Here is a 24,272-nt window from a genome sequence, read left to right as displayed (position 1 = left end):
GTTATAGCCAGAAACTATAACTTTCCCAAGGTTTAAACCTTAGATTTTTTATACGTATTATTTATGAGTTAAGGCTTTCTTGAAACTTTTTATAAATCCAATATCATCTGTTTGAAGAATTAAGCCCGCATAAATGCGGCCAATATACCAAGCCATTCCGAAAGTAAATGCAAGTAAGACAAGAAAGGAAATCAGGGCTTCCATATTGCTAGCATAACCGTTAATCAGACGCTGTGGCATAAAGAAAGTAGACAAGAAAGGCAAGTAAGAACCAATCTTTAAGATAAAGCTATCTGTTTGTCCCAAGGACATCGAGCCAAACAACCCTATCATCACAAGGAAAATAATTGGCTGCGTTGCCTTTTGCGCATCTTCTATGCGAACCACAAGAGAGCCACAAAAGGCTGACAGAACGACATAAGCACAGACTCCAAGCACCGCAAAACCAATCGTCGCAGGCGAGAAAATGCTGCCTAATTGATTAAGAATTTCTGGACTCTCATCTAAAAAGTTTCTGACAAAGTCTATATTTGATCCAAAAAGAATCAAAGCCAATCCTCCCAATATATAAATTCCAAAGTGGGTCATAATCACACCCAAAATCCCAATCAAACGACCGTAGAAATATTGCGAAGCCTTAATACTAGAAAAAATGACTTCCATAATCTTAGTTCCTTTTTCATTGGCAATATCTTGAGCTGTGCTAGCTGAATAAGTCAGTAAAATCATATAGATAATCATAGAAATCAAGAAAAAGCCTATTTTTTGAAATGCCTTCTTCTGTTCTTTTGCTTCATTGATCTCTTCAGTAAATTTAGGAGCTCGATCGAGAGCTGTCACTTGTTCCTTCAACAGATTAGCTTGACTGACATTAATGTTTGTCTGCAACTGATTAAGCGTTTGGAGTAAGAACAACTTATCTTCCTGCTTCATGTTGCCTTCACCGTGATAGGTAGCCTTGATTTGATTATTTTCCAACTTAACTATGACATAGCCAAGGATCTTCTCTTCCTTTATTGCCTTTTTAGCACCTGCTTCATCCTTATAACTTTTTGTAAAATTATTTTCCATGGAAAAACTATCTAGCACCTCTGCTTCACTAGATACAAGAGCAATCTTATCTGCTTGATTGCCTGAAGATGCACCCTGCAAATACCCAACTCCCAAGCTCACACCTAGCATAAGGAAAGGCGCCAAGACCATTAGCACAAAAGACCATGATTTGACATGACGTAAATAAGTTTCTTTTGCTACAATCCATACTTGCTTCATACTTCAACCCCCGATTCTATTCTAAAAATCTCATCAATCGTCGGTGCCTGCTGGTCAAAAGTAGTAATATACTTTCCTTTGGTTAATAAAGTAAATAATTCAGTACCAGCCGATTCATCATCCAATACTAAACGCCAAATTCCCCTCTTAGTGAGACTAACCTTGATTACATGTGATAAACCTTCTAGCTCAGCTTGGGAATGTTCACTGGAAACAAATAAACGTGTCTTTCCATATTGGTTACGAACTTCTTGGACAGGTCCATTGACAACAACTTCACCATCCCGAATCATCACCACAGTATCACATAACTCCTCTACATTGGTCATAACATGGTCAGAAAAAATAATAGTCGCTCCGCGTTCCTTTTCTTCAAAAATAACCTGTTTTAAAAGCTCAGTGTTGACAGGATCTAAGCCGCTGAAAGGCTCATCAAGGATAATCAAATCAGGTTCATGCAAGAGGGTAATAATCAACTGAACTTTCTGCTGATTTCCCTTGGACAAGCTTTTAATCTTATCTGTCAGTTTTCCTTTAACCTGAAGCCGCTCCATCCAGACTGGAAGTTTTTCCTTTACTGCCGCACTGGAAACACCTTTCAAGTTTGCTAAATAGCGTACCTGCTCATAAACCGTTAGCTTAGGCATGAGACTTCGTTCTTCAGGCAAATAGCCTATTTTACGATAGGTCTCTTGGGCAATATCTTGACCATCAAAGGTAATAGTTCCACTGTAGTCTAGAAAACGCAGGATACTATGAAATATCGTCGTTTTCCCAGCTCCGTTTTTTCCGATTAGTCCTAAAATTTGTCCTGACTTTGCTTCAAAATTGATTCCAAACAAGACCTGTTTGGAGCCAAAACTCTTTTGCAAATTTTGAATTTGTAACATTGCTCTCCTCCTAGTTTTTTAGAAATATATGCCCTTTGTATAAACTCCTCGGCCTAAACCAAATCCGTCTGAGCGATAGCCTTCTTGACATCATCCAGCGGCAAATGAACTAATTCCACCTCTTTTTCCTTGTAGAGATATTGAGCATAGTCATCTATCCGATATTGGTTGATATAGACCACCCGTTTGCAGCCGACCTGAAGCAGTTGCTTGGTACAATTGAGGCAGGGAAAATGGGTCACATAAGCCGTAAAGCCCTTGGGAACCCCCCGCTCGGCTCCTTGCAAGATGGCATTGACCTCAGCATGCAAGGTCCGCACGCAGTGACCGTCAATAACCAGACAATCGTGGTCAATACAGTGCTCAGTCCCTGAAACTGAGCCATTGTAACCAGTTGAAATAACCTTATTATCCTTGACCAATACAGCGCCAACCTTGGCTCGCTTACATGTTGAGCGATTAGCGATTAAGAGCGCCTGAGCCGCAAAATACTGATCCCAAGCTAAACGATTCTCTGACATAATTTCTCCATTCTACTGATTTTTTATTTACATAAATGTCTGTTTTCTCTATTATATCGCAAATCCCTATTTTTAACTAGATTTATCGTGAAAGCTGTCTTATCAGTAACAAGACTTTATCTATACTATAAGTGGCATAGCAGGCTATTTCTCTCTTCATACTTATCATTAAGAGTTATCGAAAAAGAACCAAGGAAATCCTCAGTTCTTATTTTAATTATTTACCAAGCTTAGCTTTAGCTGCGTCTGCAAGAGCTGTGAAAGCTGCTGCATCGTTAACAGCCAAGTCAGCCAACATTTTACGGTTAACTTCAATCTCAGCCAATTTCAAACCATGCATCAATTGTGAGTATGAAAGTCCGTTCAAACGAGCTGCCGCATTGATACGAGTGATCCAAAGTTTGCGGAAGTCACGTTTTTTCTGACGACGGTCACGGTATGCATAGTAGTAAGAGTTCATTACTTGCTCTTTTGCAGTACGGAACAAGATATGTTTTGCTCCATAGTAACCTTTAGCTAATTTTAAAATACGTTTACGGCGTTTGCGTGATACAACGCCACCTTTAACACGTGCCATTTATATTTCCTCCAATATTTCCTAGATAATCGTTACAGTAGTTCTTATTTCAGACCTGTAAGCATTGCTTTGATACGTTTGAAATCTCCTGCATGCACCATTCCTGCTTTGCGAAGATGACGGCGTTGTTTCTTAGTCTTTCCGTGGAAACGGTGAGAAGTGTAAGCACGGAAACGTTTCAAGCCACCAGAACCTGTACGTTTGAAACGTTTAGCTGATGCGCGGTGTGTTTTTTGTTTTGGCATAATGTTTTCTCCTTTTTCTATCTTTCTGACAATCTATTTTTTGTCAGGAATTGGCGCCATCTGCATGAACATCTGACGTCCATCCATCTTAGGCTTCTGCTCAATAATAGCAACATCTTGAGTCGCTTCAGCAAAATCTGCTAAAACTTTAGCCCCGATTTCTTTGTGGGTAATCATCCGACCCTTGAAGCGAATGGATACCTTTATTTTATTTCCTTTTTCAAGGAACTTGCGTGCGTTGCGAAGTTTAGTGTCAAAGTCTCCCTTGTCGATGGTTGGACTGAGACGGACTTCCTTCACAGTAACAACACTTTGTTTCTTGCGTTGTTCTTTTTGTTTTTTCTGGTACTCAAATTTGAACTTACCGTAGTCCATAATTTTTGCAACAGGTGGTTTAGCTTGTGGCTGAATCAGGACCAAATCGACATTTGCTTCATCCGCAAGAGACTGCGCTTCGCTCAGCGGTTTAATACCTAATTGTTCGCCGTCAAGACCGATCAAGCGAACTTCACGCACACGAATTTCATCATTGATGAATAAGTCTTGTTTTGCTATGGTTTTCACCTCTTTTTTTATTTTTAGAGAAAAACAAGTGCGGACCTGCTAACGCAAACCCGCACTACATGATAGTATTTCATCACTGAAACTAAATCCTGTAGAGCCAGACAACGTTAGTCGCAAGGCGAGAAGCTCTCACTTCTGCTTTTCTCAACTCTACTATCATACCAAGTTTCATTTTATTTGTCAATGATTTTTTTCGCTTTTTCTTCAATAAATGCAACAACTTCAGAAATGCCAACACCCGTGGTATCAAAATGAATGGCATCGTCTGCCGGTTTCAACGGCGAAACCTCGCGGTGACTGTCCTTATAATCCCGCTCGGCAATTTCTTCTTTCAGTTTCTCCAAATCAGCTGGAATGCCTTTAGATAGATTTTCCTTGTAACGGCGCTCAGCTCTTTCTTCAACCGAGGCTACCAGATAAATCTTGAGCTCAGCTTGAGGCAAGACAACTGTTCCGATGTCACGGCCATCCATGACAATCCCTCCTTGTGCTGCAATTTGCTGCTGCAAGGCCACCAGCTTCTCACGTACTTGAGGAATGGCTGATACCCAGGAAACATTATTGGTAACTTCATTTTCCCGAATCGGGTGAGTCACATCCACATCACCGACAAAGACTAGCTGCTCGCCATCTTCCGCTCGACCAAAACTGACCGAATGATTATTGAGCAAGTCTACAATTTCAGTGGCATCTGCTTCTGTCAGATGATGCCGCAAAGCCAGATAGGTTGCAGCCCGGTACATGGCTCCTGTATCTAAATAAGTATAGCCAAAATCCTTAGCAATAATCTTGGCAACGGTCGATTTTCCACTGGAAGCTGGACCGTCAATCGCAATTTGAATCTGTTTCATGGCTGGCTCCTACTCAATCTTCACAACGTCACCTGGATTGGCATACCAAGAACCAGTAGACATATGAGAAGGGTTAAGCTGTTCAAGCTTAGCAATAGAAATACCTGCACGCGCTGCAATGGCCGCCTCACCTTCACCAGGCTGAACAGTCAGAGTTCCTTCAGAGGATTCTGTGGTATTTGCCGCTGGCTGCTCTGCTGTAGAAGACGCTTCACTGCTGGAACTTGCTGCTGAAGTGCCGTAGAAACCTTCCATTTGGGTCTGTCTATTACTTCCGCCAGTAGACAAATAGGTCAGAAAGCACACTACCGCTACCACTAAAATACAGAAAATAATGGTTAATATGGTCAACAAGCGGTCTGCATTCAAGGCGCTAAACTTCTTAGTTCGTTTCAACTTATCTTCTCCGTTATCGTATACATCTTCTTCCCATGGTTCTTTTTCCATGACTTCCTCCTTGAGTTTTTCTTAAAATCTTATTACAATATGGGTATGAAAGTAACACTCATTCCCGAACGGTGCATTGCCTGCGGGCTTTGTCAAACCTACTCAGATCTTTTTGACTATAATGACAATGGCATCGTCAAATTTTACCAGGACGACCAGCTCCTAGAAAAGGAAATCACTGAGGTTCCCGATGTCGTGGAAGCCATCAAAAACTGCCCAACCCGAGCTCTTTTGAAAGACTAGGATTTTTTGGACTGACTGCCATAGTAAGCTTCAAAATAGTCAATATGGGTAAAATTATCTACTAATTCTACCTCACCCTTAAAATGCTCATTAAGGGCCAGGGCATTGACAAAATATTTCTTAGGCCACTTGCGCATACAAAAACTCCGGCTACGGCTCTGACCTTTAAAATATAAGGTAATTGACGTCTTAGTCACTTCGACTTTTTCAATATCTGAAATCTTGACCTTTATCGGAGTAAAGGGATTGGCTGTGATAATTCGCAAGGTTCCATCGTCATAAATGGTAAAATAACGATGAACTCCCATTCCCAACAAAACCATGAACAAGAAGAAAGAAAACAGAACAAGAGTCGGCACTCGTGAGCTTTCATACATCAAAGCCAGGCCAACAAAAATCGGAATGACCGATAAAGACCAATATATTATCAGGATAGCTACATCTGGCTGCCAGTGATAGCGAACCTTACCGAAAATCTTTATCATGCTCACACCCCCATACTACTAGTTTAGCATAAATTAAGAAAAAATAGAACAGGTAGACTTGCCTATTCTATTTTTTATTTATGATTTTGCTGTCTTAAAGAAGCTATCAGACAAGTAGCCCTTGCCTCTGACCATATCATACTCAATCAGTTTCAAATCATCTGCTATTTCTTGAGCTTCTTCGTCCAATTCTTTTTTATCTACACTAGCCTTATGCAATACTTCTGTTAATAAAGCATAGTAAGGTGATACTTTGGAATTTGTCTGCTCCAGTAAGAGAGCGGAGAAATCACTAGAATTGATTCTTGGATAATCGAGTTTAGGAGTTTCATAATTGCTCCAAACGAAATAATCTGTCAGATATTGGCTTTCTGGATCTTCTTTAAAGGCTGACTGAGGATAGAGACCTGGCAGATGATCGCCATAAAAGACGACTGTTACCTTTTTATCTACCTTTGAAAGCTTCTCAAGAAAATCCTTGGTCGCCTGATCTGTATGGTAAAGCATTCTGACATAGCTAGAAAGAGATTCGTTCCCTTCCTTGCTAAAGTCAGGATAGCTGGCAGATATGTAGACAGGATTGGGCTCACTCCAAGGCATGTGGTTCTGCATGGTCATGACAGAGAAAAACTGTCCCTGCTTGCCATTCAAATGCTCCAAGACTTGATTATAAGTCGTTTGATCGCTGTAATTACCACCTATATTATCACCTTTCAAGCCTTTGGTACCATAGTGAATAAAGGTATCAAATCCCAAATCCTGGTAAATGACATTTCTGGCATAATTGCTAGGAGAAGCCAGATGGATTACTGTCCGATTCTTAGATGAATAAGCATCACTAATGGAAGGGAATCTATTCATCCTCGGGACAATTTCAGTGTAGAGAACCGAAATAGACGGAGACAGATTATAAAAAGGTAAACCAGTCAGGGTCTGAAATTCCATGTTGGCTGTTCCTCCACCATAGCCGTCTGACTTCATAAGTCCACTAGTGGTGCGGGTTTTAACTTCCTGAATATAAGGAATTGGATTCTCAGACATAGTAACGCCGTCAACCCGAGCAGGGTCAGAAAAACTTTCACTGAGAAGGTAAATGACCGTTTGATCTTCGATTTTATTCTGGCGCTCTTTGTTAATAGCTTCAGCAATTCCCTTGTATTTCTTTTCTATCTCTTGAATCTTTGCTTTGGAATAGCCACGTGGCTCAGTCATGGTTGTATCCGACATCTGTGAAAACCAGACAAAGGAAAGAGAGCGCATCTGTGAATTGACAGTATTTCCCATCCAAGTCAGGTCATGGTAATTATTCAAGACTGAAATAACTGGAATATTCTCTACTATTTTGCCATTCTTTTTAGTGGCAAATATATCCATGACTCCCAAGAAAAAGACCAAGGGCAGGACTAGCAAGAGGAGCTGGTATTTAAGAACGGTAATGAGCTTTCCTGGCAAGATTTTCTTGCGCAAATACCAATAGAGAGCGCCTAGAGCAGCAAGTCCCAAGATAGCATATAATCCATAATTTCCTCCGAGAAAGTCAAAGAGGGTCTTGGGATTTCTCAGCCAGACCATATCGCTAGGCAAAATCGGTTCTTGGCGATACTGGAATTTCAGACTGCTAGCTATGGTGGCAATCACCACTAGCGCTGTTATCAGCATGGTTGGCAGGAGAAAATGATTGAAAATCAGGTAAAGAGCCATAAAAATCATGAAAAAGACAATGATTTGAAAGAGACTGGCTCCAGTGAAAAGATACCTCTCCAAAACAACCACATCTCCTCGGATACTATTTTGGATTGTATAGTTAAAGACAAGAGCAAACACTGCACTCAACACAAAAGCGACAGAAACACTGGCTTTATTCTGAGCAAGATCGCGCAATCCCTTAACAGCTAGAAAGCTAGGGAGAGAAAGCAGGATAAAGATGAGTGCGATAAGGCAGAGGAAAGTTAGCATAAAGTTCTGCGTTATTTCCAACTTGCCTTCCTCAAGGAAATTCACTAAATAGCTTTGGTGATGCAGCAATTCCGGCATCTTATCGTCCATCAAAGCAAGAAATAGGAAGAGTTGGGACAGAAAGAGATTTTCCAGTACCTCTCTATTTTTCTTAGTAACCTGCAAGAACTTACCTGGAAAGCGTTTTTTAAGCTTTGGAAAATGGATAAAAATATACGCAAATAAGAAAATCAAAAGCAAGCCAGGCAGGGAGTTAAGCTGCCAAAAATGATTGCTGAAAACCCGTTCTGCTTTGAACTCAAAATCATTGACATGCTGCGTTACTGTCAGTAAGTAAGAAAATCCCGTATAGAGAGCATAAATAATAGCTGACCATAGGAAGAATCTTTTGCTGAAGAGCTGAGACAAAAGCTTGCCCAAGCCAAACAAAAGAGGAAGCAACATCAGAAAGGCCAGCCACAAGGCAGGATAATTCCGCAAATCTTCGCCTTCCTCCAATAATAAGACTGTTGTAACAGCGACTGTATCTAAAAGTAAAAAACTAATTAGTAGGTATGAGAACTGCTTATAGTGATTGAGTAAAAATTTCATTTTTCTTTCTGGTAAATAGTTATATTCTCTAGCGAGATTTTTGTGAATTAAGAATCTCACTTTTTCTTTAAAAGATTGGACAAACGATTTCGTATCTTTTGAGATAAATTTTTCTGACTTAATTTTTCTTTTTGCTCGGTCAATTCTGCCCTCTTCCTCTGCCAGTCCAGTAAAGGGGGGAGGGAAGATAAGGGCATAATCTTGAAATCATAATGACTGTCCCAAGCTAGATAAACCAATAGATACTCTAAAACATCAGACAGCTCCTGATCAGAGGATGGCAAACTTTCTAAGCTCTTCATCTGGAACCAACTAGCCAAAGCAGAATATTTGAACCATAAGAAGCCGCCATAGACTCTCGTCAGAGAAGGGGTAGTCATAAAGTCAAAAGACTTATGCAAATCAGCTTCCTGCCAGACAGCAGCCAGCCTTGGACGCGGCGGTTCTGACTCAGACAAGCCATCTCTGACTAGGCGCGGCAAATCCGGAATAACCAGACCTACAGCAGACTCCTGCGCTAGCGCTTCTATACTTGCATCCGCAGAATCCACCATCATATTTATCAAATCAGAGCGCATAGCTTGGTCAAAAACTGCCTGATTCTCCACCAATCGATGAGTAGATAGATGGCCGATATAAGCATAGTTTTGCAGAATTTCCTTCTGCTCTAGCATGGCAAGCCAGGCATGCGATTTCTGACTTAGGACAAGCTGAACTTTATTGCCCAGATGAGCCAGCGCTATCTGCAACTGTTTCAGCACTTCTGGCTGATTTGTTGTCACTAAATACTGATACTGAGATGACAGAGAGAATAGCTTGTCCTGATACTGCTGAAAAACAGGGAAATCTGTCACATGGATATGCAGGAGGACAGGCTGGTCTGTAAGATAGTTCGAAGTTGACTGGGACAAATACTTGTCCTCTAGTAAACAAGGAAGGTCCGGACCAAAATGATAGAAAAGGTGTTCCTTAATAAGAGAAGTCGGATAAGATGAGTTGGTTTCAAGATCTTCCAGCAAATACCTAGCCAAAAAAGGATTGCCCGTAAGAGCCTTGACCTTTAGAAAAGGAAGCTTCGCTTCCAGAATCCTAAGTGGCTTATAGTATGAAAAATCTGGATGAACCAATTCTCCTGCTTCTTCCTGACGGGTATCAAGGAGAGCTTGATATCTGAATCCTGCCTCTACAAAGCGCTTGGTAAACTGAGTCTCGTAATGGTCTATCACATCTTGAACGTCAGTAAAATCTTCTACCTGAGACCAAAATTCACGGAAAGCCTTGTCTTTGAGAACTGACTGCTTAAAGGTGACAAAGTAGCTCTGCAGGTGTTCTTCAAAGTACCTGGTCTTGCGAAAATTAGTCATTCCCCAAAAATCGACTTGCGAATCCTCTTCAAAGCGCTGATAAATCGGCGCTAAATCCCATAGCGGACCAAAGCAAGTGTCGTTCATGAGAGTCAAAGAGTCTGAGTTCTGCAAAGTGTCAAAACCCAGCCAGTTCATGCCATCACGCCAAGCTGCAAAATCAAAGCCTCGATTATCCCGCTCAAGCAAGTCAGAAATTCCCAAGTCTTCTCTCAGCCAGCATTTGTCCTCATTGTTCAAAGGACTATTTGAAATAAAAAGAATCTTAGAAAAAAGCGGCTTTAACTGCTCCAATTGATAGAAGACATGACCGCTTATATGATTGCATTTATTGAAATGAACATAGAGTAATATTCGTTCCATGAAAATACCTTATTCTTTATGATTGAGAAATCTTCCAACTGCCATTACGCTGGATTAAGCCAGTAGCAGAATCCTTAGCAGAGACATCGTCATCCTTAATATCCTGACGATTGACTAAGATAACTGGGTTGTTCTGAGAGTCTGCAAAGGCTAGAATTTGTTCTTCCTGATCCCGTACCGAAACCTGCAGTTTTAACTTTGCATTATTTATCTGTGACACATGGCACTTGTAAGTCAAACGCTTCTGTCCAGGTCCTTCTGTTGGCTGATCCATGGAATTATCATTGTAAAGCCAGATAGTTCGATCGATATCTGTCAATGAAAAGGAAACATAGGTCGGAAGGTCTTGATTTACCTGATAAGAAATTTCGAATTCAATCTCTTGTTCAGGTGAAATCTGAGGCGAATGCAAGAGCTTAACCTTCAAATCAGAAACCGCTGCATTCTCAACCTGGAATCCTTCGTTCATGGCTTTTGTTTCAGTCGCATTGTCCAGACTGTACTGGTTAGCCACATCATCTGGATTACCGATAGCCTTGACCAAGCCATTTTCAATCAAGACAGCCTTATTACAATACTTTTTAACAGCTCCCATGTCATGGGTCACCAGAATGGTCGTCTTGCCTGACTCCTTACGATCTTTGAAGTAGTCATTACACTTACGCTGAAAGGCTTCGTCCCCAACTGCCAAGACCTCGTCCAAAATCAGAATATCACCCTGAGCCTTGATGGCCACAGAAAAGGCCAGACGCACCTGCATACCGCTGGAGTAGTTCTTGAGCTTTTGGTTCATAAACTCGCCTAGCTCAGCAAACTCCACGATATCATCGTACATGGCGTCTACTTCTTCTGTTGAGAATCCCAGCATGGCACCGTTCATATAGACATTTTCGCGGCCAGTTAGTTCTGGATTGAAACCAACACCCAGCTCGATAAAGGAAACCAACTTACCATCGATGGTCACCTTGCCCTTCTCCGGGATATAAATCTCAGAGATAATTTTCAGGAGGGTGGACTTACCAGAGCCATTACGGCCGACAATTCCGTAGAAGTCCCCTTTTTCAACTTCAAAGGAAATATCTTTCAAAACATGCTGTTCTTTGTAGCCTTTAATCCCCTTAAAACGATTGACCAAACTGGTTCTCAAACTCTGAGTAGCCTCAGTAGGCAATCGAAAGAATTTACTTACATGGTCGACTTTTACTGCAATATTATTTGACATTATAAAATCTCCGCAAATCTCTTAGCATTTTTATTAAAGAAGAACAAACCTAGAGCCAATATCACAAAAGGAATCAAGTAGGGAATGAGGGCGATTAGTTTGTTATTAACGATGTCCCAGCCTCTGAAATTAACAGGATCAACAATGAAATGGCGCATGTCCTGCAACATCTGGGCAATCGGATTGAGCATCATAATTTTAGCTACAAAAAGTTTTTTACCATCCAAAAGGAAGTTCAGAGAGTAGATAATGGGGCTGGCGTACATTCCAGCCTGAAGAGCCACTTCCCAAATCGGTCCAATATCCCGATACTTTACAAACAAGGAAGACAGCATAAGGGCGCAGCCCATTGCCAAGACCAATACCTCCAGAAAAAGAGGAATAATAACCAGCGTATGCAAGCCGAATTTCACCTGATTAATCAAGGCGAAGAGGAAAACAACGACCAGATTAATCAGGAAATTGATAGCTGCTCCAAGAACTGATGAAAAGACGATGGTATGCTTTGGAAAGTTCAATTTACGCAGCAAATCTCCCCGAGAAACGATGGAAAGCATGCCCATATTGGTAGCTTCGGTAAAGAAAGACCAGAAGACCATCCCCAGCAAGAGTCCTACTGTATAGTGGGGTGTGCCGTCATCAAAGCGCAAAAAGCGGACAAAGACCAGATACATGATAGTAAACATCATCAACGGCTTCAAAATCGACCAGAGATAGCCGACCAAGGACCCTTGATAACGCAACTTAAAATCCGTCTTGATTAATTCTTTCAAAAGAATACGATTTTTTTTACTAAAAAAATCCATGAATATTACTCCTTATAAGCAAACTTTGTGAGAATGAGGCTCGTAAAAACAAGCGTATGAAAAGTACGGTTTTTACGGTAGCCATACTGGTGAATCCTTCGCCAGCGCTCCTTAAAAGGCACCTCCATAATGGTCACAAAGTTCTCAATTAACTCTCTATTTTCAGCAGTCAACGGTAGGACCAGCAAATTTCTGGCCTGAGTCTGACTGTCTTTTATCAATTTCCAATATTTGGCAAAAAGAACATGGGGACGCACCCAGTTTTTTACGCGTTTTCTGAGCGTTCGAGCTCCTAGCACATTATTCGAATGCTGGCGATAGAGCTCACCCGGCTTGTCAATATAGACTAGATTGCCAAAAGTCGCAGCCAGCAAGCCCAGATACCAATCGTGCATGAGCAGTTCATGCTCTTCCTTCCCAGTCCAAAGTTGGGCCAAGGCGCGATTTATCATAGAAACACCGCCCGTCACCGTATTCTCCGTCAACTCTTGGACTAGTTCTGTATTAGCATGATCTGACTGAGTGCGAATCATACTTTCGTGAACAACCTGTAGCTCTTGATCTACGACCTTCAAGTCAGTATAAACCAGCAAGGGCAGACTGCTATCATACTTGTCTGCCTCAGCCAATTGCATGGCAATCTTGTCTGGCAGCCAAACGTCATCTTGGTCGCTAAAGAGATAGAAATCCGAATCTTGGTATTGAAGCAGGCTATGAAAACTCTGAATGACACCCAGATTTTGTGGATTTTCTCGATTGATAAAGGAAATGCGGTCATCCTTGCGGCAAAAATCCTCTATGACAGCCCGCGTCCCATCTGTGGAGCCATCATCACGAATCAGCAGCTGCCAATCCCTGTATGTCTGCTCTTGGATACTCTTAATCTGCTCGGACAGAAACTGCTCCCCATTATAGGTGGACAGAAGAATGGTCACTTTCATGATAAAAATAAATCCTCGTATTCACCCACAATTTTTTCCCAGGTGTAGTTTTCTTTCATATTTTCTTTGGCGGCTTGACCTAGCTCCGTAAAATCTGTTTGAGCATCTACTCGGTCAATCAGCTGGGCCAGCTGGCCAGATTCTTTTTGCCAGTACAGAGCCGTCTCTTTTGCTACCTTCCGATTGAAGTCCACATCTAGCACCAGATTGGCATCTGTCTGAGCCAGTGCTTCCAAGAGTCCCGGATTAGTCCCGCCAACCTCATGTCCATGTATGTATGCAAAAGCATGATTACGAATATATTTGAGCAGATTCTGATCATAGACCGTCCCAACAAATTTAATGCGAGAATCACGATCAAAGCCCGTTTTCTGCTCGAGTTCTTCAAAATAGGGATTGCCCTCATGATTGCAGATAATCAGCAAGTCACGTTGGGTTTTGGAATTCATGAATTCTTGAATGATGGTTTCATAGTTGTTTTCAGGAACGAAGCGTCCGACAATGAGGTAATAGTCTTTTTCCTTACTGGCCCACTTTTCAAAGAAGACCCTGACCTTGCCTTCGTTTTCCGTCAGATTGGACAGATAAATGTCGGTTCCATAAGCGATACAGGTCGTTTTAGACCAAGGATAAGCTTTTTGAATATAGCTTTCGATGCCTTGATTGTCCGCAATAACCAAGTCTGCATGCTTGGTCATGACCTTCTCAGAATACTTGAGATAGGCTTGGACTGGCTTAGACCACTTGGCCCGCTTCCACTCCAACCCGTCAGGATTGATAAAAAATTGACCGCCTGCCTGATGGATACGACGAGCAAAGGGAAAGATAAAAGCACCAATCGTATTTCCAAGAATGTAAAAAATTGGCTGCTCAATCTGCTCTTTCTTAGCAAACTTGAGGGCGTAGGAGACAGCCATCATATCATAGGCAATTACACGGGCAGGGCCAAGCTTTGCTGGCTTGACTGTAAAGCAGTCTACCCCCTTGTAATCAAAATGATGAAAAGCTTCATCATCTGATAAGCAAGCCACATGATATTGGATGTGAGAAGAGATTTGATGCTCTGTCAATTTTTCGACAAAAGTTTCAAATCCTCCATATTTGGCAGGAAGTCCCCGACTCCCGATGATGAAGACATGTTTCATGATTTCCCTCAATTCAAGATTTTACAATCCATTCTATTATACCACTTTCTAGTGTGTTTGTATAATACAAAAAGGACAGGTAGAGCCGCGGCTGAACTTGTCCTTTTCTTTCTTTAACCTCTTCTACCAGAAAACAGCTTATTTTTCACTTTACGTAAGAAAGAGCTGGCTGGTTGAGAAGGTAAATTTGTATCCAATAAGCATTTGACATGGCGCAAGGAGTTAGCCTTGTACATTTCAGTGTTTTCAATCTTATCCAATAAGTTTTGGTAAACACTCTGAACTGTGTAGCGCTCTTGAATCTTGCCTAGATTGGCCACCGACTGGTCTTTTAATCCCTCAAAGTTTTCCAAGGCAATGTTTATCTTATCAGCCAACTCCTCGATATTGCCAGATGAATACAGCTGACCTTCTTCAAAGATTTCATAGGCGGATAGATGACCAGGATTGTCCGACAAAATGGTCGGAAGGCCATTCATAATCGCTTCAATATAGACTAAACCAAAGGTTTCCATCGCAGACGGAAATACCGCAAGATCTGCTTCCGTCACCTCTGCCCAAGGATTGTCCTTGTGTCCCAAGAAGCTAATATTTTTGACCTGATGTTCGGAGATATAGGTATCGCATCTTTTTTTGTACTCCTCATCCCAGGCACCGATAAAAACCAAGGCCGGTTTTGGCTGAGATAACTGGTCATAGGCTTTTATCAATTCTAATTGATTCTTACGCTCTGTCAAGCGTCCAACTGACACAATACGCCTTTCGGCTCCATCCTTTTCTTCTGTATCAGTAGGCTGAATTTTCGTAAAAGGAGCAAAAGACAAGACTTTTCTGTCTGGCAGCAGCTCCTGCAGCTGTCTCTGCAAGGCACCTCTAACTGCAAATATTTCCTGCGAATAATCACTGATAAAATCTAGCTTTTCCTTATAGTAGCCAAACTCTCCGTCAGGAAATTCATGAATCAGCCAGAAATGCGGAACATTCTCGCAGGCCGCTGCCACTGCACCTTGAAACATATTGACCGTATTGGTAATAACCAAATCAATCTTTCGCTCCGTTAGTATCTTTCTGAGCGCTGAGGTATTATCCTGATAAGACCGAGCTCTAGACTCAGGACTACCTGGCAGGCCACCAGGCGCGTCCTCCCACCACCATTTAACTGCCGGCAAGGCTATAGCCTCAATACCCAAGGCTGCCAAGCTGGATATATAGTCCTGCTGAACAGCTACATGATAATCCGGAATCGCATTGATAACCTGATGGCCTGTCTGGACCAAGTATTCCATCAAATTGACAATAGAGATTTCAGCTCCATTATCCAGCGTTCCCGTCGGCGAAATGAATAATATCTTTTTTTTCATAGCTTATCCTAATACATTCCAATAAAAGGGCACCATCAAGTAGAGGGAAACCAAGAAGTTAGCTACTAGAGTCCCAACCATCATTCGATTCATCACCCTGTCTTTAATGTCCAAGGTCCCTAGATTAGCAACAGTTGGTAGCAATAAGATCAGGAAGGGTGTAAAATAACGTCCCTGAGCACCAACCGATATCATGGCACCTTTACCGAGGACGATGGGCGTCCACTGCAGATACATAATCGACACAACAGCAATCACTTGAACCAGAAACAGATACCGCGACATGACTGCGTAGCCCTTGGTCATAAAATCTTTCTGCGATTGCAAGAAGATAAGCGCCAAGACTGCCACATCAATAAAAATCAACCAAAGCGGCAGCTGGATAGTAAAATTCCCCAAAAAGCCAAACATACCGATTGTCAAAATCGTATTCAAGTCGCCATTAACACTTTGCTTAAAGAGCGTATTCAGCAAGACTTGACCATAGTGCACGAGCCCTCCCTGATTGCGAAATGCCAGATGCAAGGCAAGAAAGAAAGCTGCAAAGCCAAGTATATAAAAGATAATGCGATAACGAGCTACAAAAGCTTTGGTTGCAACAAAAGGCTTGTTCAGAACCGCAAGGAATCCTTCAAACTCAAAATCAACAAAAGGCAGCAAGCCTAATAAAAGGACATTATTCGGTTTGGTGACAAAGAGGCCTATAGAAATCACCAAAAGCTCCAGTACATTTCTATTAGTAAATCTCTTATGGTAGGCAATATTGGTCAAAAAGCCAATCGCCAACATAATTTCCAGGTAGTTCATCACATCGTAAGACAGAGAAGCAGCCTGCTGGACCATAATAGGCAAAAGAGATAGGAAAAGTAGAGCTTTTTTGCCATATTTGAAATATTTAATCAGCAGATAAACCCCGAAGATATATGCCAAAGCATTAAAGAGCCGCCCCAGCATCATGATGAAGCCTACTGACGGATAAAGCAAGCTTCCCAAGGTCATACCTAGCAGCTGAGGCAGGAAAGAGATAGCCTTGAGATTAAAGCCAAAGGTAAACTCTTCTTGCGCCAGATCTATCTTCTCTGAGAACAGCTGCTTGTACTCTGCCGGCGAAACATTCGGTGTGGATGGGATTTTGTCCATCCATTTATATGTTCGACTGGTCGATTTATGGAAGATTTCCCATGTCATACGAGCGTGATTGGTCTCATCAGGCACCCGATTAATCGGCTGTGCAATCATAAAAGTCAAGACAAAGATACTTGCCAATAATAAGAAAATATTCTCGACTTTTACTTCTTTATTTCTTTTCAAAATAAGTCACCATTTCATCTTTTTTATCTAAACTGCAATTTTCTAATACAAAATCGTAGGCATTCTCCGCCAGTTCTCTACGTAAATCCGCAGAAAGAATCAGGCTTTCTAGCTTTTCTTTCCATTCACTATCTTTAGCCAAAAGTCCCGTCTGACCGTCAATCACCATGTCCGCAAAGGCCCCGATATGACTGGCAATCGTTGGTACCTTGACTAGAGCTGCTTCTATCCACTTGATTTCTGACTTGGCCCGATTAAAGACTGAGTCAACCAGCGGAGCCAGATTAATATCAACCTGACTAATCAACTGAGGCAAGGCCTTCCAGTCCACATACTCATGGACGACAATACGCTGTGTATATTGTTTCATATCCTGCGGGATATCCAAGTGCCCTACAATATGAAGCTCCACGGTTGGGTAGTTGTCTAGTACTTCTTTGATAGCCGGCTTGATGAGCTCAAAATTTTCATTGTGGCTGATGGAGCCAGAGAAATAGCCGATTTTGATTCTGTCGTCTGCACCAAAGTCTTCCTTCAAGAACTGTGAGCTAACCGCAATCAATTCGCTGGACGCCAGATTACGATTCAGCAGAACTGTGTCCTTGTATTTGAGCAATTCCTCTTTTAACTGAGTCGTGGAGGTAATCGCCCCATCACAAGCCGCCAGCATTTTCCCGTAATTCCTCACCCCAGCATCGTAATTGCCCTTTTCCTTCTCAGACAAGCCTTGGGTATAGCTCAGCTGGTCCGTATAAATGGTATCAAAGACCAAATCATCAATATCAAAATAGACTGGCTTATGCTCCTCCCGAGCCAAATCACACAAAAGCTGGAGCTGGACGGACCAAGGAGCGCGGTAGATAATGATGTGGCTGGCATACTGGGCCTGAGCCGGACTAAACTCAGACGCATTAACCACTTTCACAGCAAAGCCATTCTTTCTAAGTTGCTCTGCCTTATTGAACACACGGTAGCGCGTACACTGCGGAATGATGTTCTCTACACCGTCAATGATGAGAATATATTGATCACGAGGCACCGCTTTAAATTTTTGAACGATGTTCTCAAGAATCTCCACTGGGTAGTCTGTCTTCTCCCGAACATAGTCCAATACATCAGTAACCTCTGACTCTCTTTCCAGACCCTGCCATAAAAACTGCTGATCATCATAATTCTTCAAAGAAGTATACTTAATCAGAGGAGTGCCCGCCTTTAACATCCTTAATGGATGAATATACATAGCCGAATCCCGATTTTCGTGAACCAAGGCATCGTAACGATAGCCCAAGTCAGCAAAGTACTTGGTAAAAGTCGTTTCATGTTTTCCGATTGCTTCTTCCCGTGAATCCGTTTCAGTCAGCACTTTCCAATAGTCGTAGAATTCTTCGGACTGAAGCAGCAAAGGCTCGATTACTAGAAAATAGGATTGCAAATGATTTGGAATGTAACCATAGCGGTTAAATCCAGTTATATCTTCCTGGGTCTCACCATAGGAAATCCCCCAAAAGTCAAGATTTCTGCCAGCCATAGTTTGAAAGACAGCCGCCAAATCACTCATAGGGCCGATATTGGTGTCATTGACGAGCATCAGCTGAGAGCAATGCTGCAACGTTTCCTTTCCTAAGGAAAGAATGCCTTCACGAAAAGCTGCCGTATCATAGCCACTATTATCCCGCACCAAGACTTGCCCATACTGCCCTAAAATTTCTAAATCCTCTTCAGCCAGTCCGCCGTTAACGACGATGAGAGTCTTATCAGCCAAAGCTGCTAACTTTTCTAAAAAGATAGTCTTATACTGCTGTAAGCATGGCTCGGATTCAAAAATGACATAGACTAAGACTTTTTCGCCACTTGAAACTGAAGCTAAAGCTTTTTCTCGTTGAGAATTCCGCAGCCTTTGATAGTAATAAACCTTAGGAGACTTAGCGTTACGTTTCAAACGAACCAGCTGTTGCTTAATCCGACTTAAAACAGCTTTGATACTTCGAGGATTCTTGATTATCTGAGCCAGACGTTTCAATGGCATAATCATGCCATTCCCCAGTCGATAGGAAATAGAGCGGCGAATACGAAACTGCTCCTGAATAGCATCATCTCGCTGTTCCTTTATCGTTCTCAGTCTGGATTTCAAGGAGTCTAGATTTTTATGTAACTGCCGCTGATCCTCCTGCAGTTCAAGAACATAGTCGTTCACTTTATCCATATGCTGAATCAACTCATCCAAACGACCTTCCAGTGTAAATATGTTCTTGGCCAGAGCTTGGTAAATGTCATCCGGTATCTGTCTCACATACTTACGCAGGATTTTCAGATACATTTCGTAATGATATCTTGTAGAATCCCGTTTAGAGATTGATTCCTTATCAAAGACCCGGTAATTCAGCTTTGTTTTTGCATCATAAACTGGTTTCGCGCCTTGATTGATAATTAAGTTTAAAAGAAAATCATAGTCTTCCAGTTTTTCACGATTCAGCGCTTCATCATAATAAATACCATCAGCAACCGAACGACGAATGAGAGAACAGTTGGAAATAAAATTTTCCGTTAAGAAAGCTAGCTTGTCAAATGGTCGTGATTTAAGGTAAACTTCCTTTTTATCAGGATCATACAAATCACCATAGACAATATCTGCCTCTTCTTGCACCATGCTTGTGTAGAAACTCTCAATATAGTCCGAATCCAGAAAATCGTCACTATCCACAAAAATAAAATAAGCGCCTTGAATTTGCTGCAAAGCCTTGTTTCTTGTCTTGACAACCCCCATATTTTCATGGCTTTCAAACCGCGTAGGAAAAGGGGAATCCACCAAGACAGACTCTATGATTTCAGCAGAATGGTCAGAGGAACCATCATCCAATACCAGTAACTCAATATTTCGATAGGTCTGCGCAAAAATACTGCGCAAACACTGTTCAATGTAATCTTGATGGTTGTAACAAGTTACAACAACAGATATTAAATCTTTCATATACTTTCCTTGTAAATAACTCTATTAATTTGAGTTAGCATCTTGACTCTTCATATATGCTTTATTTATCAGATTAGCCACCCACTTTGGCCAGAAAAGCTGATACATAAACAAGTCCTCTTTGGTTCGAGTATTATCTGAAATAGTCTTGGTTGTTTCCGACTCTCCATGAATCCGGTGGCACATAAGCTTCTCAGAAATATAAGCAAAGCGACCCTTATAGGCGCTAATCTTGTACCAAGCATACCAATCCAGACTCACGCGCATTTCCTCATCAAATCGAAAATCCCTTAATGCCTCTAAGTTGTAAGTCACTGCCGGACAGGAAATGGGATTGCCAAAAGCCAGGACCCGATTTCTCCAAAAACGGCTGGCCGGCATCAGATTCAAGGTTTTGAGCATAAGAGTCTTGATTTTCAGATTGGTATTAGCCGGAATTTTGACTCCATTTTTCTCTTCAAAATAGTCTGTATAGGCAATGAGAATATCCTTCGACTGCTCTATCTTCTGCATCACTGCTTCTAGATAAGTTGGCTCATAGTAGTCATCTTGATGAGCAATGGTAGCATAAGAAGTTCCAACAAAGGAAAGGGCGTTGTTCCAGTCCTTACCGATACCTCCGCCTTCTTTCGTATAAAAAGGAATACCGTACTTCTGGCACAGCTGCTTGATCGAATCCAGCGGTGTTGAGCTATAGCAGATTATCTTTGATTGCAAGGTTTGAGCTTGCAGAGACAGGATACAAGCTTCTAAAAATTCACTTTCGCCATAGGCGCAAATCACCCAGGTATGGTTATTTTTCATCTTTTTTACTCTCTAACTTGGACATTCTTTGCTTCATGATGGACAGTTCTTGCACCAATTGCTTGATTTGCTCCTTTTGCTTGGAAATGGAAATAGTATGTAAAAAAACAATAACCAACAGGAAAAAGATGGCCAAGGACATGACAAAGTTTGAGGTCAGTTCAAAACCTAACAATTTGGCAATCGAAACGGGAATCCAATCAAAAATAGAGATAACAATCAGTACAAAGCCAATAATAATCCACATAAAGGCTTGCTCAAATAAAATATTGTTTTGATTGATATTCCGAAAGACAAAATACAGGAATAGAACTGAAGCCACTAGCATAACAATAGACAAAATGGACATTATTCACTCTCTTTCATAAAAGCAGCAATCAAGATCGAAGAGCAAACTTCAATCATGTAGCGAATGGACTTAATCGGAGTAATCGAAGAGACTCCTCCTGCACGTTCAAACATATTAGCTGGTGCTTCCACCACTTTATATTTCCGCTTCAAGATATGGACGATTGATTCTGGCTCAGGATACTTGATAGGATAGCGCGCAGCGAATTGTCGAATAATGTCTTGATTGGCCAAACGATAGCCTGATGTGGTATCCAGAATCCTTTTGCCTGTTGTTAATTTAATAAAAGCTGAAATAATGGTAATGCCAAAACGACGCATAAAAGTCGTCTGAAACTCCGAAGACTTGTCACCGATAAAACGAGAACCAACAACCAAATCAGCCTGCTGACGACGAATATGCTCCAGCAAAGCATCCAGTGACTCAATATCATGCTGACCATCTCCATCAAACTGTACGGCCACATCATAATTCTTCTCAAGAGCATACTTATAGCCCGTCTGAACAGCTCCACCAATCCCTAAATTCATAACCAAATGAATAGCATTCAGATGATGGCTGTCCAAAATCTCCTTAGTTCTGTCAACTGACCCATCATTGATAACTACGTAGTCTAAGTCAAAATCAACTTTCTTCCGATATTCTACAATGCTCATAACCGTATTTAAAATACTTTCTTCCTCATTATAAGCAGGAATTATCATTAAAACTTTCATTAATTTAATCTATTCTTTCTATAACATGTCATCACATTATTTTTTGTTTTTCTGCAACTGTTTTTTTCTATATTTCATAAAGCTCGGAATTAGGGAATTGATAATCTTATATCTTATCATTGGAAAAGGCTTCATAACAATATTAAAGATTCTAAAACAAACAAAATACAGCTGCCAACCTTCTTCCATTGGTGTATCCTTCCATGGAGTTTTGTGGAGATAATAGAGGTACTCCTTTTTAAACCTATGTGTATTCCCCTTCCGCCAAGGTCTCTCTTCACCAAGATAGTGAATAATTGTAGGTGCTTTCCGAAAATGATTAAAATCTTCCTGTGATATAAACTTAGTTGGCTTACTTAATTCACTCAACGTTTTATAAGGATAGACATCATAAATATTAAAATAATTAAAGGAAATTGGCAAGGTGAAAATTTGCTCTTTCAAAGCTCCATTTAAGGCATCTTGGTCTGGTGCGAATAGCTTTCCTTCATGAAACTGATAAAATTCTATGACCTTTTTACCAATCTCTTCCCTACGCCATTTTTTTAGATCGATCAATAGGACACCCGAATTATGATAGGGGTACTCTTTCAAAGCTAGAAATTCCTTTCTTGACTTATCCACAGTTGGTTCGGGACACATACCTATTACCTTATCTCCTAAGTCGCTATAAAAAAGAGAACCTATATCTTCTAGAACTAGTGTATCTCCGTCGAGATATAAAATCCTATCAACTTCTTGTGGAAGAAGCTTATCTAAAAAAAGACGTGCCAAAATAATTGAAGACCAACCGTTTGTATCAAAATCAAAGTCAATATAGTCTTCGATATTATTTATAGAAATAATACAAACTTTTCTATCGTAACTTTTAGCGAATCCTTTTAATTTATTTTGATTCTCTTGGCTTATCCTCTCGCCAATTAAATATACTGTAATATTCTCAACAGATTTATTATTCTCAAATATAGAACACATACAGGTTGCAACTTGAGGTACAAACGCATCATTTAATGTAAATAAGATATTCATAGAATCCTACTTCTTTCTTTTTTCCTTATTTTTAACAACGCCATAAATAATCAAACTTGTTGCATAAAAGACGCACATGGAGATCAAAAAGGAATTAGCAGCTCCGAGCAATTTTTGGTCGCGGATAAATGGCAATGTAATAAATTTTGAAACAGCAAATGTCAATAAATAGGCTATCATCAGATAATGCTGTTTTCTAAAGATGGTCATAATGATATCAACTACTAGAGCAAAAACATTCAAAATACCGCCTATAAGTAATATAGTAAAAGGAAGCTGATACTCCTGTAATTGGATACCATAGACAGCACTAAGCACTTCTGTACCAATCAGATAGCCCAAAATAACAATAACAAGTCCTAAAACAGTCATTACTAGATTTAGGGTACTGACCTGTTTGAAAAATAGTGTAAATTTCTTCTCGTTCCAATAAATAGAAAGCTGTGTAGTCAACGGTCTCAGGACGAAGAATAAAAGGGATAGGACAAAGACAGGCATGAATAGAACATTAAAGTCTCTTTGAACCCCAGATGAAAAATAGCCATTTGTCAAAAGGTAATCAATATCAATTTTTGGCTCGTTATAGATATACGTTATCAAAAATCCATTTAAAAACAAGGGAAAACTATTTTTCAAAATAGAATACACATTTTTTCTGTCATCATGGAGTTTAGGCGAAAACTTTTCTTGAGAAAAATGTAATCTACAGTTTCTGAAATCTAAGGGGAAGGTCAGAATGAAATTCGCACAGCAAATAACAATACTAGCAATCATCAATGATTTTGTAAGCAACAGGACTATTGCAAATATTAACATGCAAATCCAGCTCCTATAGAATTGCACCTTTCCAGCTAAGTCTGATCTATTTTTTTGCTGAAATAATCCTTGAAAAACATCTGAATACGCATCTATAGCCCGATAAAGAACAAGCAATAAAATAATACTAGATTTGTAAACATCATACCCTTGCCAGAGAGTATAGATAAACGATGTTAAAATCATCAAAAAGACAGTAAAAAGTCTCGTGTTATGATAAGAAGCAAATTGGTATCTTTCTTTTACATCCGTAGATTGCAAATTTCTAACCTGAAAATAACCTAAAACAAAGAACTGCTGACCAAGAGCGTAAGCAATACTAAAAATATCAGAATCTCTTGAATCTAGAAATCTAGAAGCTAGTAGAAGCAAGACAACTGATATCAATGAGGATGAGACTGTCCCCAGCATGTTCCATATGTAGTTATTTTTCAG

At 40.7% G+C, this 24,272-nt stretch carries 24 protein-coding genes and 1 other annotated feature; of the genes, 1 reads left to right on the top strand and 23 read right to left on the bottom strand.

The genetic code is table 11. The features are described 5' to 3' along the window. Positions 1 to 57: 57 nt before the first annotated feature. From QZ169_RS08210 to QZ169_RS08175, 8 genes are all read right to left on the bottom strand, one after another. Positions 58 to 1,272: an ABC transporter permease gene (locus tag QZ169_RS08210; RefSeq protein WP_295506280.1), complete on the bottom strand. Its 1,215-nt coding sequence runs from the start codon at positions 1,270 to 1,272 to the stop codon at positions 58 to 60. After that, positions 1,269 to 2,162, bottom strand: a complete 894-nt coding sequence (locus tag QZ169_RS08205) for an ABC transporter ATP-binding protein (protein ID WP_295506277.1) — start codon at positions 2,160 to 2,162, stop codon at positions 1,269 to 1,271. Before QZ169_RS08205 ends, QZ169_RS08210 begins: the two co-directional genes overlap by 4 nt. A 53-nt stretch (positions 2,163 to 2,215) precedes the next feature. Then, the gene (locus QZ169_RS08200) at positions 2,216 to 2,683 is read right to left on the bottom strand and encodes a deaminase (RefSeq protein WP_002906160.1); all 468 of its coding nucleotides are present in this window, start codon (positions 2,681 to 2,683) and stop codon (positions 2,216 to 2,218) included. Between the two features lie 217 nt (positions 2,684 to 2,900). Continuing rightward, positions 2,901 to 3,260 carry a 50S ribosomal protein L20 gene (rplT, locus tag QZ169_RS08195; protein ID WP_000124830.1) on the bottom strand — a complete coding sequence of 120 codons (360 nt, stop codon included), beginning with the start codon at positions 3,258 to 3,260 and terminating at the stop codon, positions 2,901 to 2,903. A 44-nt stretch (positions 3,261 to 3,304) separates the two neighbouring features. Further along, positions 3,305 to 3,505 carry a 50S ribosomal protein L35 gene (gene rpmI / locus QZ169_RS08190; protein ID WP_002895038.1) on the bottom strand — a complete coding sequence of 67 codons (201 nt, stop codon included), beginning with the start codon at positions 3,503 to 3,505 and terminating at the stop codon, positions 3,305 to 3,307. 33 nt (positions 3,506 to 3,538) lie between these two features. After that, a complete protein-coding gene (infC, locus tag QZ169_RS08185) occupies positions 3,539 to 4,069 on the bottom strand; it encodes a translation initiation factor IF-3 (RefSeq protein WP_002895037.1) in 531 nt (176 codons plus the stop codon). Between the two features lie 16 nt (positions 4,070 to 4,085). After that, positions 4,086 to 4,216, bottom strand: a sequence feature (ribosomal protein L20 leader region). Positions 4,217 to 4,242: 26 nt separating this feature from the next. Beyond that, the gene (gene cmk, locus QZ169_RS08180; protein WP_125331718.1) at positions 4,243 to 4,920 is read right to left on the bottom strand and encodes a (d)CMP kinase; all 678 of its coding nucleotides are present in this window, start codon (positions 4,918 to 4,920) and stop codon (positions 4,243 to 4,245) included. Between the two features lie 9 nt (positions 4,921 to 4,929). Beyond that, positions 4,930 to 5,367 carry an SAG1386/EF1546 family surface-associated protein gene (locus QZ169_RS08175; RefSeq protein WP_002897255.1) on the bottom strand — a complete coding sequence of 146 codons (438 nt, stop codon included), beginning with the start codon at positions 5,365 to 5,367 and terminating at the stop codon, positions 4,930 to 4,932. A 45-nt stretch (positions 5,368 to 5,412) separates the two neighbouring features. Between QZ169_RS08175 and QZ169_RS08170 the strand changes: the two genes are divergently transcribed. Then, positions 5,413 to 5,610, top strand: coding sequence for a ferredoxin (locus tag QZ169_RS08170; protein WP_295506266.1), 198 nt, complete (start codon positions 5,413 to 5,415; stop codon positions 5,608 to 5,610). Here QZ169_RS08170 and QZ169_RS08165 read toward each other — a convergent pair. The 15 genes from QZ169_RS08165 to QZ169_RS08095 form a co-directional block, all read right to left on the bottom strand. Further along, positions 5,607 to 6,095, bottom strand: a complete 489-nt coding sequence (locus QZ169_RS08165) for an EbsA family protein (RefSeq protein WP_002895031.1) — start codon at positions 6,093 to 6,095, stop codon at positions 5,607 to 5,609. The genes QZ169_RS08170 and QZ169_RS08165 overlap by 4 nt on opposite strands. Positions 6,096 to 6,173: 78 nt before the next feature. Continuing rightward, entirely contained in the window at positions 6,174 to 8,642 is a 2,469-nt protein-coding gene (locus tag QZ169_RS08160; RefSeq protein ID WP_295506263.1) for an LTA synthase family protein, read from the bottom strand. Positions 8,643 to 8,698: 56 nt separating this feature from the next. Next, the gene (locus QZ169_RS08155) at positions 8,699 to 10,369 is read right to left on the bottom strand and encodes a rhamnan synthesis F family protein (RefSeq protein WP_295506260.1); all 1,671 of its coding nucleotides are present in this window, start codon (positions 10,367 to 10,369) and stop codon (positions 8,699 to 8,701) included. Between the two features lie 16 nt (positions 10,370 to 10,385). Further along, positions 10,386 to 11,591, bottom strand: a complete 1,206-nt coding sequence (locus tag QZ169_RS08150) for an ABC transporter ATP-binding protein (RefSeq protein WP_004190912.1) — start codon at positions 11,589 to 11,591, stop codon at positions 10,386 to 10,388. Beyond that, positions 11,591 to 12,397 carry an ABC transporter permease gene (locus QZ169_RS08145; protein WP_268687370.1) on the bottom strand — a complete coding sequence of 269 codons (807 nt, stop codon included), beginning with the start codon at positions 12,395 to 12,397 and terminating at the stop codon, positions 11,591 to 11,593. The genes QZ169_RS08150 and QZ169_RS08145 overlap by 1 nt, the downstream gene beginning before the upstream one ends. Positions 12,398 to 12,402: 5 nt before the next feature. Further along, complete coding sequence (locus QZ169_RS08140; RefSeq protein ID WP_295506250.1) at positions 12,403 to 13,338, bottom strand: glycosyltransferase family 2 protein; 936 nt, start codon at positions 13,336 to 13,338, stop codon at positions 12,403 to 12,405. Then, positions 13,335 to 14,483, bottom strand: coding sequence for a beta 1-4 rhamnosyltransferase Cps2T (gene cps2T / locus QZ169_RS08135; RefSeq protein WP_295506247.1), 1,149 nt, complete (start codon positions 14,481 to 14,483; stop codon positions 13,335 to 13,337). Before cps2T ends, QZ169_RS08140 begins: the two co-directional genes overlap by 4 nt. A gap of 113 nt (positions 14,484 to 14,596) precedes the next feature. Further along, entirely contained in the window at positions 14,597 to 15,844 is a 1,248-nt protein-coding gene (locus tag QZ169_RS08130) for a glycosyltransferase family 4 protein (protein WP_295506244.1), read from the bottom strand. Between the two features lie 3 nt (positions 15,845 to 15,847). After that, positions 15,848 to 17,155 carry a DUF2142 domain-containing protein gene (locus tag QZ169_RS08125; RefSeq protein WP_295506241.1) on the bottom strand — a complete coding sequence of 436 codons (1,308 nt, stop codon included), beginning with the start codon at positions 17,153 to 17,155 and terminating at the stop codon, positions 15,848 to 15,850. Then, on the bottom strand, positions 17,142 to 20,123 hold the full coding sequence (locus QZ169_RS08120) for a rhamnan synthesis F family protein (protein WP_295506239.1): 2,982 nt from the start codon (positions 20,121 to 20,123) through the stop codon (positions 17,142 to 17,144). Before QZ169_RS08120 ends, QZ169_RS08125 begins: the two co-directional genes overlap by 14 nt. 24 nt (positions 20,124 to 20,147) lie before the next feature. Next, positions 20,148 to 20,927 carry a glycosyltransferase family 2 protein gene (locus QZ169_RS08115; protein ID WP_295506237.1) on the bottom strand — a complete coding sequence of 260 codons (780 nt, stop codon included), beginning with the start codon at positions 20,925 to 20,927 and terminating at the stop codon, positions 20,148 to 20,150. Further along, positions 20,917 to 21,276: a DUF2304 domain-containing protein gene (locus QZ169_RS08110; protein WP_002895011.1), complete on the bottom strand. Its 360-nt coding sequence runs from the start codon at positions 21,274 to 21,276 to the stop codon at positions 20,917 to 20,919. Before QZ169_RS08110 ends, QZ169_RS08115 begins: the two co-directional genes overlap by 11 nt. Then, positions 21,276 to 21,992, bottom strand: coding sequence for a glycosyltransferase family 2 protein (locus tag QZ169_RS08105; RefSeq protein WP_295506233.1), 717 nt, complete (start codon positions 21,990 to 21,992; stop codon positions 21,276 to 21,278). Before QZ169_RS08105 ends, QZ169_RS08110 begins: the two co-directional genes overlap by 1 nt. Before the next feature lie 36 nt (positions 21,993 to 22,028). After that, entirely contained in the window at positions 22,029 to 23,021 is a 993-nt protein-coding gene (locus QZ169_RS08100) for a glycosyltransferase family 8 protein (RefSeq protein WP_295506232.1), read from the bottom strand. A 6-nt stretch (positions 23,022 to 23,027) separates the two neighbouring features. After that, the coding region (locus QZ169_RS08095; protein ID WP_295506228.1) for a lipopolysaccharide biosynthesis protein at positions 23,028 to 24,272 on the bottom strand (1,245 nt) is incomplete at its 5' end.

This window comes from uncultured Streptococcus sp. (assembly GCF_905372115.1).
In the GTDB taxonomy this organism is placed as follows: Bacteria; Bacillota; Bacilli; order Lactobacillales; family Streptococcaceae; genus Streptococcus.
The sequence above is the reverse complement of the archived record's forward strand: the minus strand, read 5'-3'. Positions and strand labels throughout refer to the sequence as shown.

Coding starts and splice junctions, on each gene's coding strand:
- QZ169_RS08115 (WP_295506237.1), bottom strand. CDS start 20,927: ATGAAAAATAACCATACCTGGGTGATTTGCGCCTATGGCGAAAGTGAA.
- QZ169_RS08145 (WP_268687370.1), bottom strand. CDS start 12,397: ATGGATTTTTTTAGTAAAAAAAATCGTATTCTTTTGAAAGAATTAATC.
- QZ169_RS08120 (WP_295506239.1), bottom strand. CDS start 20,123: ATGAAAGATTTAATATCTGTTGTTGTAACTTGTTACAACCATCAAGAT.
- cps2T (WP_295506247.1), bottom strand. CDS start 14,483: ATGAAACATGTCTTCATCATCGGGAGTCGGGGACTTCCTGCCAAATAT.
- QZ169_RS08170 (WP_295506266.1), top strand. CDS start 5,413: ATGAAAGTAACACTCATTCCCGAACGGTGCATTGCCTGCGGGCTTTGT.
- QZ169_RS08110 (WP_002895011.1), bottom strand. CDS start 21,276: ATGTCCATTTTGTCTATTGTTATGCTAGTGGCTTCAGTTCTATTCCTG.
- rplT (WP_000124830.1), bottom strand. CDS start 3,260: ATGGCACGTGTTAAAGGTGGCGTTGTATCACGCAAACGCCGTAAACGT.
- QZ169_RS08205 (WP_295506277.1), bottom strand. CDS start 2,162: ATGTTACAAATTCAAAATTTGCAAAAGAGTTTTGGCTCCAAACAGGTC.
- QZ169_RS08160 (WP_295506263.1), bottom strand. CDS start 8,642: ATGAAATTTTTACTCAATCACTATAAGCAGTTCTCATACCTACTAATT.
- QZ169_RS08165 (WP_002895031.1), bottom strand. CDS start 6,095: ATGATAAAGATTTTCGGTAAGGTTCGCTATCACTGGCAGCCAGATGTA.
- QZ169_RS08210 (WP_295506280.1), bottom strand. CDS start 1,272: ATGAAGCAAGTATGGATTGTAGCAAAAGAAACTTATTTACGTCATGTC.
- QZ169_RS08130 (WP_295506244.1), bottom strand. CDS start 15,844: ATGAAAAAAAAGATATTATTCATTTCGCCGACGGGAACGCTGGATAAT.
- QZ169_RS08105 (WP_295506233.1), bottom strand. CDS start 21,992: ATGAAAGTTTTAATGATAATTCCTGCTTATAATGAGGAAGAAAGTATT.
- QZ169_RS08100 (WP_295506232.1), bottom strand. CDS start 23,021: ATGAATATCTTATTTACATTAAATGATGCGTTTGTACCTCAAGTTGCA.
- QZ169_RS08200 (WP_002906160.1), bottom strand. CDS start 2,683: ATGTCAGAGAATCGTTTAGCTTGGGATCAGTATTTTGCGGCTCAGGCG.
- QZ169_RS08140 (WP_295506250.1), bottom strand. CDS start 13,338: ATGAAAGTGACCATTCTTCTGTCCACCTATAATGGGGAGCAGTTTCTG.
- QZ169_RS08175 (WP_002897255.1), bottom strand. CDS start 5,367: ATGGAAAAAGAACCATGGGAAGAAGATGTATACGATAACGGAGAAGAT.
- rpmI (WP_002895038.1), bottom strand. CDS start 3,505: ATGCCAAAACAAAAAACACACCGCGCATCAGCTAAACGTTTCAAACGT.
- QZ169_RS08155 (WP_295506260.1), bottom strand. CDS start 10,369: ATGGAACGAATATTACTCTATGTTCATTTCAATAAATGCAATCATATA.
- QZ169_RS08150 (WP_004190912.1), bottom strand. CDS start 11,591: ATGTCAAATAATATTGCAGTAAAAGTCGACCATGTAAGTAAATTCTTT.
- cmk (WP_125331718.1), bottom strand. CDS start 4,920: ATGAAACAGATTCAAATTGCGATTGACGGTCCAGCTTCCAGTGGAAAA.